We start from the raw sequence: 12647 nt of genomic DNA on the forward strand, positions 1-12647 counted from the left end.
ACTTCACCATCCACGCCGGCGTGCTGCTGCGCTTTGTGCCCATGACGGCTTCTCGCATGACCGGCATCGTCTCCCGTGGCGGCAGCATCATGGCCAAGTGGTGCCTGGCCCACCACAAGGAAAACTTCCTCTACACCCACTGGGACGACATCTGCGACATCATGGCCGCCTACGACGTCTCCTTCTCCATCGGCGACGGTTTGCGCCCCGGCTCCATCGCCGATGCGAATGACAAGGCGCAGTTTGGCGAACTCGAAGTGCAGGGCGAGCTGACCACCCGCGCCTGGGCCAAGGGCGTGCAGGTCATGAACGAAGGCCCCGGCCACGTGCCCATGCACATGATCGAGGAAAACATGGCCAAGCAGCTCGAGTGGTGCCACGAGGCCCCCTTCTACACCCTCGGGCCCCTCACAACCGACATCGCCCCCGGCTACGACCACATCACCAGCGGCATCGGCGCCGCCATGATCGGCTGGTACGGCTGCGCCATGCTCTGCTACGTCACGCCCAAGGAACACCTCGGCCTGCCCAACAAGGAAGACGTCAAAGTCGGCGTCATCACTTATAAACTCGCCGCCCACGCCGCCGACCTCGCCAAAGGCCACCCCGGCGCGCAGTACCGCGACAACGCCCTCAGCAAAGCCCGCTTCGAGTTCCGCTGGGAAGACCAGTTCAATCTGAGCCTCGACCCCGTCACCGCCCGCTCCTTCCACGACGAAACCCTCCCTCAGGACGGTGCCAAGTCCGCCCACTTCTGCAGCATGTGCGGCCCGCACTTCTGCAGCATGAAGATCACCGAAGACGTGCGCAAGTATGCCGCAGAGCAGGCGATCTCCGAAGAGGAAGCGCTCGCCAAGGGGATGGCGGAGAAGAGCAAGGAGTTCGTCGAAGCTGGTGCGGAGGTGTATACGAAAGCGTAGAGCTGTATGTTTGTTAGATACGTCCGTTCATAATTGCCCGTTCAAACAGAGCACTAGCCTAACAACGATATGCCTTTTACTCTCGAGGAACTTTTGCCGAACGAGCAACAACTGCGCACGGTGCAGATGCACGAGCCAATTACGCACGCCATCGACCTAATGCATCGGCACGGTTACAGCCAAATTCCAGTTGTGGAATCAGATGGCAAGACTTCGCGTGGGCAGGTCGTGACCTTTGAAGGAATTCTACACTGCGTGCAGTCTTTTAAAACGCAGCCGGACATGTTGCAGGTGAAGGACGTTGCGCGGCGTGTCCGCACCTATGCACCAGACGCCGACTTGCTAGCCACACTCGACGATATCCAGCGTGACAATTTTGCCCTTATCTTAGACGAGTCGGATGCGCTGTCGGGCATCGTCACGACCGCAGATACGACGGTTTTTTTCCGCGAATACGCGCAAGACTTAATGCAAATCGAAGGCATCGAATCCCGAATGAAGGAGGCCATAGCAGCACTTTTTGTGGGTGATGAGGCCGGGCTGGAAACGACGATTGCGAAAGTGACGGATCGCGCGGCGGACATTCGGCGCAAGCTGCGCCCGGCCATTCTTGGCTACCTAGACAAAGTGAATCTAACCGCCCCTGCCGTGGGTTCCGATACAGAAGCTGTCGCCGAAGCTGAGAAGCGACTAGCTCTGCCAAAACCGGGAAAGGCTTTTGACCAGCTCACAATGGACGAAATAATTAGGGTGTTACTTGATCACCCGAACGCCCCAAAGCTGAACAAAGCGAACGACGCTACCGAATTGCGAGGATTGCTAGAACGCGTACGCGATGTGCGCAATAAGCTCGCGCATTTCCGCGGAGAACTATCTGGCGAGGAGCGTCGACTCATCATGGTAGCGTCCGAATGGCTGGAACAGAACTTGCCGGCGCCTGCACCTCCCTCTCCTCCGTTGCCCCCCGTGGTTCCGGTCGGGCCGCCAGCCGCTCACCCTCAGACACCCACCACTCCTGAAATAGGTGACGACGACGAACCTCGTGGCACCTACGCGGCACTTTCCGCTCATCTCAGATCTCAGTCGGCAACCACGACATCGGTTTTGATGACATTTCAGGAGATCGAACGAGTTCTTGGGAAAGAGCTGCCGCGATCTGCCTTTGACTATCGTGCGTGGTGGGCGAACGACCCGGTAAAACCGCAGTCGGCTGCGTGGCTAGACGAAGGCTGGCGAGCAACCGTGATCCGTATGACAGAGCGCCAGCTAACCTTTGTGCGGACAAATGAGCGTGCAAACGCTTACATCTCATTCTTCGAAGCTTTGAATACGCGACTCAAGCAGGAGTTAGGTTTCCCTCTCCGAGAGGTATTGCCAAAAGGAGCTAGTTGGCAGTCGCTTGTATCTCTCAATTGGATGGGGCGCGCCCAAGCTGCCTGCTTGTTCGTGACTTTTACCCGCAACAGACAACTACGCATTGAGCTATATCTTGATTGCGGAAATCGCGAACAAAACGAGCGCAAGTTTGATGAAATTTACGAGCGCAAGCAGGAATTCGAGGAGATCGTCGGCGAACCTCTATCGTGGGAGTTTCGTGAAAACAGCCGCGCCTGCCGCATCGCGGTCTATACACCGGCTCGCATCGAGCTGGATGCGGAGAATGGTGTGCTGCTTGATTGGGCAGCAAAACGAGCAGTAAAATTTTATCGAGCCTTCGCCCCTCTTTTCATCTCGTGATCCTTAGAGAGCGTGGAGGAAACGAGCTCAGGTGCAAAATCCTGACAAACGCCTCTACCAACTCCGACGAGTGATCGTGAAGAAGGGGCGGTGAAAACTTCAGGAAGCCGAATGGCGAGTCATCAGCATATCCAGAGGGTTTGGGCATCTGTTGGGTCCAGCGGACGAATTGGCCTTACTTTATAAGCTCTTCCAACTTCAATACCTTTGACTTCAACTCTGCCATCTCATCCTGAGAAAACCTGTCTCCTAGACTTTCGATGTGACGCTGAATATCATCGCGCTCTCCATCGGTTGGCACGATGATAAAACTAATATCTTGCGCGTCAAAAAGCAGTCTTTGATCGTCGATCAATTTTTGCATCATCTCAGCCATTCCCTCTTTCTCGGTCATCTGCTCCATATACATGAACATACCAAAATTCCGTGTTTTGAGCGCATAGCGCCATTCACGCTCATCACCAAAATAATAATCTGGTGTGCGCTCGCCGTTGGCGCGAACAAGGTCGCCTTTGTAGTTTTTGGTGTACCTAAGTATGTCCATTGCATTCATTAAGAGGTCATCGCTTTTAGCTTTTAAGGCTTCCTCTTTTACATAATTCATGAGGGCTTCAGCCAAGGATTTTCCTTGGTCTTTGGCTTGTTTCAGCCACTCTCTGAAGGATTTAGACTCATCTTCTACAATGCGGTCGGACAACTTTAACATGCTTTCAGCGAGGGCCGAATAGCGCTGCAGATAAATCACTGGGGTGAGTCCTCTTTTAATAGCCCACTGTTCAGTGAGACCGACGCCATACTGACCATACTTTGAAATATTTTCAGCTGCTTGAGAGATCGAAATATCGCAAAAGCTAACCATCGGGACCCTGAATTGCTTTTCGGTGTCTCCAAACATGACTCGTTCCCGGCAATACTTTAACTTGAAGCCAATTTTGAGTATGCCTTTCAGTGGCTCTGCCGATTTTGTAAAATGGATGATTGTTCGTGACTCGGTGGCCATCAGTAAAAATCGTTCAGGAGCCTTAAAACGTCAATGATCAAGCTAGAAGCGCTCGATCTAGGTTGCAGCTCTGATAAACTTCAGGAAGCTCCGCTTCATCGTCCCATGAACCTCCGCTTCCTCACCCTGGCCAGCCTTCTCACCGCCTCCACCTTCGCTGCTGATGCGCCGAAGCTGCCTGCCATTCCCGCTGAGCCGACGGCGAAGAAGAAGGAACTGCTCTTTTCCGATGACTTTGAGCGGGCGGAGCTGGGCAAGGACAAGGGCTGGGCCATTGGGGTGACGACGTTTTCGGTGGAGAATGGCACGGGGACTCTCTCCGCACTGCGGAGACAATTCACCTTTCCCGAAGCCGCCTGACCGCGCTACTCTGACGGAGCCATGCCCGCCAAGCCCAAGCCTCGCACGCTCGCTCCCAAACCCGCCGCCCCTGCCGCGCCGCTGCTTGCGGATGTGCGCGACCTCATCCTCACGGCCCGCGAAGCCGTTGCCCGGACCGTCAACGCCGGTCTGACGCTCTTGTATTGGGAGATCGGCACTCGCATTCACCGGGACATTCTCCAAGAGAAACGCGCAGGCTATGGGGACGAGATTTTGCAGTCACTGTCTGCAAAATTGGAAGCGGAGTTTGGCCGTGGGTTTGGTGAGCGGAACCTGGCGCGGATGGTGAAGTTTGCAGAGGCTTTCCCCGATCCGAACATTTTGACCGCACTGCGGACAAAATTGGGCTGGACGCATTTCCGTCAGATCATCTACCTCGACGACCCACTGCAGCGCGACTTCTACGCCGAGATGTGCCGCATGGAAAACTGGAGCACGCGCACGCTGGAGCAGAAGATCAAGAGCATGCTCTACGAGCGCACGGCGATCTCGAAGAAGCCCGACAAGCTCATCAAGCAGGAACTCGCCGCCCTGCGCAGCGAGGACAAGCTCACGCCCGACCTGGTCTTTCGCGATCCCTACATCCTCGACTTCCTCGGGCTGAAGGACACCTATGCCGAGAAGGATGTGGAGGCGGCGATCTTGCGCGAGGTGGAGAACTTCATCCTCGAACTCGGCATCGGCTTTGCCTTCCTGGAGCGGCAGAAGCGAATGCAGATAGATGCCAAGGACTACTATCTCGATCTGCTGTTCTACCATCGGAAACTCAAGCGGCTCGTGGCGATTGAGTTGAAGCTCGGTGACTTCGAGGCGGCGGACAAAGGGCAGATGGAGCTGTATCTCGGCTGGCTGAAATGCCATGCCGTTGAGCCGGGCGAGGAAGCGCCGCTGGGAATGATCCTCTGCGCGGGCAAGAACGATGAGCACGTCGAGCTGCTCGAACTCGCCAGCAGCGGAATCCACGTGGCGACTTACTGGACAAAACTGCTGCCGAAGAAACAGCTCGAACGAAAGCTCCACCAAGCCGTCGTCCGCGCCCGGCAGCGACTCACTTTGAGTGATGGCAAAGCTGGGAAGAAGACGACCCGCAAGGCTCAATAATCTGACAAACAACCGCGTGCCGCGCGTTCCCTCTCCCCCCATGATCCTCCGCTTCCGCTTCCTCACGCTGGCCAGCCTTCTCACCGCCTCCACCTTCGCTGCTGATGCGTCGAAGCTGCCTGCCATTCCCGCAGAGCCGACGGCGAAGAAGAAGAAGCTGCTCTTCTCCGATGACTTTGAGCGGGCGGAGCTGGGCAAGGACAAGGGCTGGGCCATCGTGGTGCCGACGTTTTCCGTGGAGAACGGCACGCTGAAGGGCACGCAGATGCGCTTTGACGCGCCGACAAAGGAGGGCAAGCCGCCGGTGAAGGGGCATCAGGCGGTGATCGGCAACGACATCCCGACGCAGGACAGCGTGATCGAGTTCCGCTTCCGACTCGGCGGCGCGCAGTCGGTGACGGCGGAGTGAGGGACGGGGCCGGCATTGAACGGCTCAGGCTGCGCCGGTATTTGAGCGTCTGGCAAGGCGTCCCGAAGGCGCATATCCGCAGCGATCTGTAACTGAGGGACAACGAAGCCAGACGCTCAAAGACCAAGCAGAATGGGCCGATTCAGTGCTGGCCTCGTCCCTCTAACGACCGGAAGTTCAACGGCTCGCACTACGGGCACCTCTGCATGGCACGCATCGCGGCGGACAAGATCATCCTCGTGGATCAGAAGGGCTTTGCCTGATCTATTCACGAGCCTTCTGCTGCAAACGCCGGAAAGCCCGCGTCTGCTTCGTTGGGCTTGTTTTGAAAGGCATCGAGTATTGACCAATACACTCTACCTTTCAAAACTGCGCCTGCCTTGCAGCCACAGGCTTTCCAGCGTTTTCGCGACGAAGTTCGTGTATAGATCTGGCTAACCGTGGCTCGGCCCGAAGGCGCCACCGGCGAGCCCCCGACCCCGAAAGGCCGCAAGAACGTCAGCTTCCCCCTCAGCCTTGATCCCGAGGCCTGGCACACCTTCATGCTCGAAACCGTGGGCGACACAATGCGCGCCTCCATCGACGGCAAGCCCGTGGCCTTCCTCCAGTCCCCCGGCATCGCCCACCCGATGAAGTCCAAGGTCGAGTTCGGCTGCATGGGCAAAGACGGCTTCTTCGACGACCTCAAAATTTGGAGCGCGGAGCCGAGCGGAGCGAAGTAACGGCTCATTGTCGGAAACCTACCACGACTGATGATTGAATGGGCATGGGATGGGTCAAGGCTTTAGGTCCCCATCTTTTACCCGTTATTTTTTACCATCCAATCCGGCTGGTAAAAGATCGGGGGTAAAAGATGGAGAACTTGCATGAGCGGCTGGCTGTATGGGCAAAGACGGCTTCTTCAACGACCTCACGATCTGGAACGCGGAGCAGCTGCGGCAGGGGCGCGCGGAGCTGACTATCAACGACGCTTGAAATTAAGAGGCCTGCTGGCGGTGGCCCCTACATGATTTTCAGGGTCCCTCGCGACATCCAGCTCTGAGTTTAATTCGATCTTTTTTGAGTCGTTTGTTAGAAATGAGTGTCAAGATTGCCTTCCCGACCCATCTCCAACCACCATGAAACGTCATTTTCTGCTACTCGGCCTGACCGGTCTGGCCGCCTGCCTCTCCGCCTGCGCCTTTCCTCCTCGCATCCAGTGGGTCAACACCGCCCGGATCGTCCATGCCCCGGGCGTCAACGGCCCGCTCTACACGATCAATAACGTGGCCATGCAGCAGTACAGCCCGAAGCTGTACACGCCCTTTGCCTACGATCACCGGGGTCTGGACGACAACGCCTTCTACCACGCCCAGGCCATCCGGCATGGTGCCTATGGCGCTGGCAGAGGCTCCGTCTACGTGGGTCCCCTGACTCCGTTGTCCCCCTTGACTCCGCTGGCCCCCTTGGCGGTGCACACCGCCACGAATCCCGCCCTTGGCTACGAGCTCCGCCGGGCCACCCTGCTGCGCTGACAGCGAATACCATCCGCCGTTGAAAAGGAGCCTTGTTGCAGCCTCAAGCGGTGAGGCTGAGATGCAGGGCTGTTCTCCAGCGATGGTGACATTTCACACCTGCAAACCATCGACGGCAACGGCCCCCATCTTCCTGCCTTTCCACCTTTCAAGGACGGCGCACCATTGTCAGCGCCCGCGACGCCACAGACCCGAAGCTTCGGCCCCGGCACAGCGGTGCCCTACCAGCCCTGCGGCACGCGTTGCTCTGGATGGTAGGGATGCGCTGTGCGCGTCCGTGGAATCCTTCGCTCCAGCGTGGGCTGCGGCATCATCGCTTTCCCCCTTTTCACAAGCCCACGCCCCCATCTCCAAACCGCCCGACTTCGAGGATGTTCGCACGCCCCAGGGCTTGCCGCACGCGAGCTGCCGCCACCCCCAACTACGGGGAGAAGTCCGATTTGTACTCCTACCCATGAATGTTCTGATGGGAATCCATTGCCTTCCCTTAGTCACTGATTCATAGTCACTTGTACGACTCTGCCCTTGTGCAGCACCTATTCCCTGCCTCTTAAGAGGCCACAACCATGAATGGACACCACCCTCAACCGCCGTCGGAATACTTTTTCGAAAGGTATCCATGGAACGACTGGCGGGTGCTGTTTCTCATGGCCTTGCTGATGGCCTGCTGTGACTTTCTGGCGGGCCCCATTATCTTCTTTCCCGTCCTGTTCGTGATCCCCGTCGCGCTGATGGCGTGGAACTGCGGGCTGCGCACCGCCCTGCGGCTGGCGGTCGTCCTGTGCATCATTCGTTTCAGCATCCAATATGCTTGGGGCATTCCCTACACACTGCCCGTCGCCATCATCAATGGCATCCTGCGGGTCGCGATCCTGCTCTTCATCACCTTTCTGTGCGGCAAACTGTCTGAGCAAACCAAGGCCCTGCGCGCCCGCGTCCGCACGCTGGAGGGGCTCCTGCCCACGTGCGCCTACTGCAAGGACATCCGGGACGAAGAGGGCGAATGGCAGCAGATGGAAGAATACGTCGCCTCACGCTCCGCCGCCCAGTTCACTCATGGCATCTGCCCGAAATGCGTCGCCATCCACTTCAGCGAGGTCGTGAACCCGGATGAGAAGAAGAAGGACGCAGGAGCCGATCCTGGTTGAGACCGGGGACATGGGTGACAGTCTGGGAGGCGGTCTATGCCTTGGACCATCCCCCTTCACCGCCACGCCGCCTTCTCCACCTTGCCATTCCATGCGTGGTCCTGCGCGTGCGTCAGCGTGGTGAAATCCGCGCCCTGATCGGTGAGCTGGGCCATCGTCCAGCCGGTGGTGCTCTCGGTGGGATTGGAGACGTAGGAGGTGGCGGGCATGTTGAGAATGTGGATGCCGCGATGCTGGAAGTGATCCCGATGATGGATGTGGCCGTGGACATACGCCTTCACCTGAGGGCGTGAGACGAGGAGGTCCCACAGGGGCTCGGAGTCTTCCAATCCGCCGGGGAAATGCTTCTCCTCGCCGCCGAGCCGGGGATTGTGATGGGCGAAGACGAGGGCGGGCTTGCCGGGGTGCGCATCGAGCATGCGGCCCAGCCAGTCGAGCTGCTCGGAGCCAAGCAGGCCCTGCGCCACGACGCGGGCCTCCGCGCCCTGCCCCACGGTTTTGAGCGAGTCGAGCAGGAAGAGATTCGCCCTGGGCAGAGTGACCACACCGACATGGCGCGAGACCACGGGCGGCTCCGCTGCTTTCTCCGCCTGCAGCACCTGGTAAAAGACATCGCGGTCATCGTGGTTCCCCAGCGTGAGGTGCACGGGCATGCCGGCCTCCCGCAGCGGGGCGATGAGCCGCGCGAAGTGCGCGTAGTCGCCGGGCCGGCCATTGCTCAAGGCAAGATCTCCATTGATGACGACCGCCGCAGGCCGCCGCTCCTGCGCGACGAGCCAGGCCACCGTCTCCCGCAGGTGCGTGGGGATGGGCGCATTCGCCGTATGCCCGGCGGCGATGTGCGTGTCATTGAGAATGGCGATGCGGTCCGGATCCACCCGCTGTGCATCTGCCGCATGAAGCGCCGGAGCGCAGAACACCGCGCCGCCAAGCTGAGTGAGGAACGTGCGCCGGGATTGGGAAGGGAGGTGGATGGGCATGGCTGGTGGGAGGCTAAAGTAGCCTTGTTGCTGCGCAACAAGGTTCGGCTCCGCATCTCCCTCTCACACCGCTGGTCGTTGCGGCGCTTCCCTGTTCCGCAGGAACAGGGCAACTTTCTCCGGCCTGCCATGCGCGGGGAGGGAGTGGCGGCGGCGTGTTTACTGCCACCGCCCCCTTCCCTCCCGCGACATGGATTCGTCATCAGTCGTTGTACGCGGCTTCGCCGTGCTCGGCGAGGTCGAGGCCCTGGTTTTCTTCTTCGGGGCTGACGCGCAGGCCGAGGGTGACATCGATCACCTTGAGGATGGCGTAGCTGGCGATGCCGGAAAGCAGGATGGTGTAAAGCGAGGCAAGGAGCTGCGTGACGAGCTGGCTGCCGATGTGGAAGTCGCCCAGGCCGCCGGCGAAGGAGGTGGTGCCAAACACGGCCACGAGGATGGTGCCCACGAAGCCGCCGACGCCATGCACGCCGAAGACGTCCAGCGAATCGTCATACTTGAAGCGCTGCTTGAGCTTGGCGCAGGCCAGCCAGCACAGGATGGAGGAGATGGCGCCGATGCACAGAGCTCCCACAGGGCCCACTTTGCCGGAGGCCGGGGTGATGGCCGCGAGCCCGGCGATGGAGCCGGTGGCGATGCCGAGCACGCTGGGCCGGCCGTTGCGCAGCCACTCGATGAACATCCACACCACGGCGGCGGAGCTGGCGGAAATGTGCGTGACGACGAGGGTCATGGCCGCAGAGCCATTCGCCGCGAGCTGGCTGCCCGCATTGAAGCCAAACCAGCCCACCCACAGCATGCCTGCGCCGGTGACGGTGAGCGCGAGATTGTGCGGCATCATCTGCGCATGCGGGAAGCCCCGGCGCGGACCGACCATAATACAAGCTACCAGCGCGGCCACGGCAGCGGTGATGTGCACGACGATGCCGCCCGCGAGATCGATCACACCCGTGAGGCCGAAGAACGCGCCCGCCTTGTGCCAGACGCCGTAGCAGCACGGCACATAGACCACGAGGCTCCACACCACGCTGAAGATCAGGATGGCCTGGAACTTCATGCGCTCGGCAAACGCACCGATGAACAGCCCCGGGGTGATGAGGAAAAACATCATCTGGTAGGCGAAGTGCAGCAGCTCCGGAATGGTGGGGCAGTCGCTGCGCACGGATGTGGGCGTGACTCCGCTGAGGAAGACTTTGCTGAAACCACCGACGATGCTGCCGCCGTCTGAAAACGCCAGCGAGTACCCCACGGCCAGCCAGACGAGGCTGAGCACGGCGGTCAGCGCAAAGCACTGCATCAGGATGGAGAGGATGTTCTTCGCCCGCACGAGTCCGGCGTAAAACAGCGCCAGGCCGGGGATCATCATGAAGAGCACCAGCGCGGTGGAGGTCAGCAGCCAGGCGGTGTCCCCGCTGTTGATGGTGGAGCCGTCGGCGGCATGGGCGGAGGTGGTGGCGAGAGCGAGCGCGGCCAGCGCGGCAAAGGCATGCCGTGCGGCCCCGCTCCCCGTGCGTTTCAGCAGGGATGGGGTCATGGTTGGTTGGTAGGTTGGTGCTTGAGCCTTGGTTGGAGGCTGGTTGGGGTGCCGATGCTAACCAAACCACCTCCGCAGACAAGAAAAAACCACCAGTCGATGGCACGATTCTTGCTTTAATTTTTCGCTCATTGCTGGTTTTCACCCCCAGTCAGCTATGCTGTCCCCGGATTCCGCGCCCAAGCTGATGACGATGATTTTGAGCTATGGGCTGCTGAGGTGGAGCATGGCGGTGCGGGGTGGTTTTTGTGAGGTCGCTCCCAGATTTCCTGCTTCCAAAAAGCGCCCTTCCTCCACCCGGGCGAACCAAGCAAACCCAGTTTCGGAGGTTTCGGTGGTTTTGGTGGTTTTGGTGGTTCGTTTTGAGAGGGTGAATATTTTTCTCTACCATGTCGTAGTAAAAGCGGGCCAGCCCAAAGTTGCATTGTTGCTGTGCAACAAGGTGCAGCTCCGCATCGACCATGTTTCACAGGGAGTCTCATGCGTCTTACGGTTGCGGCGTGTTACCCTGTTCCACAGGATCAGGGGATGCTTTGCCTGGCGCCCTCGCCCACCCAAGGGGTTTCGTCGGTTTCGTCGGTGTGTTTTGCAGGGGGGATTATTTTTTCAGCCGTCCAAGGGACATGCAGGCGGGAGGTTTCGGGGGTTTCGGAGGTTTTGATGGTTCGTTTTGAGAGGGGGAGTTATTTTTCTGCCCTCCCAGATGGAAGTGAGCCGGGGGTTGTGTCAGTTTTGTCAGTTCATTTTGGGAGGGTGAAAATATTTTTTCTGCCCTGCTGGGTGAGGTTGGGATACCTGGGGAGAGTTTCTTCTGTGGAACATGAACCACGCTGCCCCACAGTCACAGACCAGCTTTTCAAATGCTCTGGCAGCCAGCCTCCCATGGACTACCCTCCGCCCCATGATCTGGGAGAAACTGAAGGAGCTGTTTGGCGTAGAGACAAAGGAGCCGGTGGTGTTCCATGAGGAATGGATCGACATACTGAGGCAGAATGTGCCGCTGTATGTACACCTGCCGGAGGAGCTGCGGCTGCGGCTTCATGAGAGGATCGCGCAGTTCATTGCCACGATCCGCTTTGAAGGCTGTGGTGGACTGGAGCTGACGGAGGCCATGATCCTCACCGTGGCAGCGCAGGCCTGCCTGCTGGTGGTGCAGCGCGAGGGGAGACCTTACCCGAAGCTGAGTGCGGTGTACCTCTACCCCACCACCTTCAGTTCGGTGAGCCAGCGCAGGGATGACCACGGCATCGTCAGCGAGGGCAAGGTGCACCGGCTGGGGGAATCATCCCACTGGGGCACCGTGGTTCTGGCCTGGGATTCGGTGACTCAAGGAGCACGCTGCATTCACGATGGCGACAACGTGACCTTCCATGAGTTTGCCCACCAATTGGACCACGAGGATGGCCCCACCGATGGCTCACCCGCCCTGTCCAGCGGTGCTGCCTACCGCACGTGGTCCCACGTCTTCCATGACAACTACGCCGACTTCCTGCAGCGCACGGAGGAGGGCACCGAGAAGGTGCTGGATGCCTACGGCGCGACGAATCCAGCGGAGTTCTTCGCCGTGGCCACCGAGACCTTCTTCGAGAAACCGCAAAAGCTCTATGATGAGAGGCCGGAGATGTACGCAGAGCTGGCTAGGTACTACCGTCTGGATCCACGGGAGTGGATGGAGACACGGTAGGTGGGTTTCACCTGTCTCATTAAACCCCGGCTCTCCAGCCTGCCCTCCCTTCACCCCTGGCAGACCGGCAGGAACCGTAGCGCAGCGAAGTCAGCCGGAGGAGCAAAGTGAGTTCATGCCCATGATACATACCAGAGACTGAATAGCATGCAATGACATCTAATGGCATGCCATTCATGAACTCACTCATGGCAGCCCACCCTTGAGTCATGCCACCACGAGAATCCCGACGTGAAAAA

The 12647-nt window shown here is 59.1% G+C and carries 12 protein-coding genes; 9 read left to right on the forward strand and 3 right to left on the reverse strand.

Going from position 1 to position 12647, the window contains the following annotated elements; genetic code table 11:
• Both thiC and ACIREA_RS14730 read left to right on the forward strand, forming a co-directional pair.
• Positions 1–920: phosphomethylpyrimidine synthase ThiC (gene thiC / locus ACIREA_RS14725; RefSeq protein ID WP_397383041.1), on the forward strand; the 920-nt coding region annotated here is incomplete at its 5' end.
• 69 nt (positions 921–989) lie between these two features.
• Positions 990–2657, forward strand: a complete 1668-nt coding sequence (locus ACIREA_RS14730; RefSeq protein ID WP_397383042.1) for a DUF4268 domain-containing protein — start codon at positions 990–992, stop codon at positions 2655–2657.
• A 175-nt stretch (positions 2658–2832) separates the two neighbouring features.
• Here ACIREA_RS14730 and ACIREA_RS14735 read toward each other — a convergent pair whose 3' ends face one another.
• Positions 2833–3657, reverse strand: coding sequence for an abortive infection system antitoxin AbiGi family protein (locus tag ACIREA_RS14735; RefSeq protein ID WP_397383044.1), 825 nt, complete (start codon positions 3655–3657; stop codon positions 2833–2835).
• A 105-nt stretch (positions 3658–3762) separates the two neighbouring features.
• On the opposite strand from ACIREA_RS14735, the gene ACIREA_RS14740 reads away from it, so the two are divergent.
• From ACIREA_RS14740 to ACIREA_RS14765, 6 genes are all read left to right on the forward strand, one after another.
• The gene (locus tag ACIREA_RS14740; RefSeq protein WP_397383045.1) at positions 3763–4017 is read left to right on the forward strand and encodes a hypothetical protein; all 255 of its coding nucleotides are present in this window, start codon (positions 3763–3765) and stop codon (positions 4015–4017) included.
• Positions 4018–4038: 21 nt separating this feature from the next.
• Complete coding sequence (locus ACIREA_RS14745; protein WP_397383046.1) at positions 4039–5139, forward strand: YhcG family protein; 1101 nt, start codon at positions 4039–4041, stop codon at positions 5137–5139.
• A gap of 40 nt (positions 5140–5179) precedes the next feature.
• Entirely contained in the window at positions 5180–5548 is a 369-nt protein-coding gene (locus tag ACIREA_RS14750) for a hypothetical protein (RefSeq protein WP_397383047.1), read from the forward strand.
• A gap of 440 nt (positions 5549–5988) precedes the next feature.
• Positions 5989–6270 carry a hypothetical protein gene (locus ACIREA_RS14755; protein WP_397383048.1) on the forward strand — a complete coding sequence of 94 codons (282 nt, stop codon included), beginning with the start codon at positions 5989–5991 and terminating at the stop codon, positions 6268–6270.
• A 396-nt stretch (positions 6271–6666) separates the two neighbouring features.
• The gene (locus ACIREA_RS14760) at positions 6667–7062 is read left to right on the forward strand and encodes a hypothetical protein (protein ID WP_397383049.1); all 396 of its coding nucleotides are present in this window, start codon (positions 6667–6669) and stop codon (positions 7060–7062) included.
• Between the two features lie 566 nt (positions 7063–7628).
• Entirely contained in the window at positions 7629–8210 is a 582-nt protein-coding gene (locus tag ACIREA_RS14765; protein WP_397383050.1) for a hypothetical protein, read from the forward strand.
• A gap of 56 nt (positions 8211–8266) precedes the next feature.
• On the opposite strand, the gene ACIREA_RS14770 is transcribed toward ACIREA_RS14765, so the two are convergent.
• Together ACIREA_RS14770 and ACIREA_RS14775 are read right to left on the reverse strand one after the other, a co-directional pair.
• A complete protein-coding gene (locus tag ACIREA_RS14770; RefSeq protein ID WP_397383051.1) occupies positions 8267–9190 on the reverse strand; it encodes a metallophosphoesterase family protein in 924 nt (307 codons plus the stop codon).
• Between the two features lie 202 nt (positions 9191–9392).
• Positions 9393–10724, reverse strand: a complete 1332-nt coding sequence (locus tag ACIREA_RS14775; RefSeq protein WP_397383052.1) for an ammonium transporter — start codon at positions 10722–10724, stop codon at positions 9393–9395.
• Between the two features lie 820 nt (positions 10725–11544).
• On the opposite strand from ACIREA_RS14775, the gene ACIREA_RS14780 reads away from it, so the two are divergent.
• Positions 11545–12408 (forward strand): zinc-dependent peptidase, encoded by an 864-nt coding sequence (locus ACIREA_RS14780; RefSeq protein ID WP_397383053.1) that lies wholly within the window; start codon positions 11545–11547, stop codon positions 12406–12408.
• The last annotated feature ends 239 nt before the right edge of the window (positions 12409–12647 follow it).

The organism is Prosthecobacter sp. (assembly GCF_044373815.1).
In the GTDB taxonomy this organism is placed as follows: Bacteria; Verrucomicrobiota; Verrucomicrobiia; order Verrucomicrobiales; family Verrucomicrobiaceae; genus Prosthecobacter.